The organism is Vibrio sp. 1402, assembly GCF_033340275.1.
The window spans coordinates 1-549 of record NZ_JAWOWE010000582.1 but is presented as its reverse complement, the minus strand read 5'-3'; the positions used below and the strand labels follow the sequence as shown (position 1 = coordinate 549).

Below are 549 nucleotides of genomic sequence, written 5' to 3'. Positions count from 1 at the left end.
GTATGGAATTGGAGCAGGACCAAGCTCTTGCTCGGCGAGTTCCGCTAATCGTTGCTTAAAGCTGCTGCCAATCACCGACATCGCTCGTCCAATCATGTGCGCGTTGGCGTCTTCATTGACCATTCGAACAAAACAATCTTTCACTTGCAGGGAAACTTGTTTGAGATCCTCCACACTGGTCTGTTGGAAAATCGAGCTCACCAGCAACAAGCTGTTTTGAGATTCGTAACGGACAATGTCCGTCATACCGATGATGCCTATTGGCTTTTTGTCTTTGAGAATCGGCAGATGATGCACGTTGTAGCGAAGCATGGTCAGCATCGCTTCAAACACATACGCGTTGTAATCGAGCGATACCACGTCGTAACTCATGACCTCGCTCACCGATATATTGGTATCAATCCCCTGCGCCAAAACCCGTATACATAAATCGCGGTCAGTAAGAATGCCAAGCAGTTGATCATCATCCTCTTCGGTCAGTTCTTCGGTTGGGCGGACGATGAGCAAAGCGGTGACGTTCTCTTCTGCCATTAGGCTTGCAGCTTCTTG

At 48.6% G+C, this 549-nt stretch carries 1 protein-coding gene; it reads right to left on the bottom strand.

Features of this window, described 5'->3' with window-relative positions:
- On the bottom strand, window positions 1-549 hold a 549-nt coding region (locus R7044_RS27370; protein ID WP_225456244.1), incomplete at both ends, for a CBS domain-containing protein.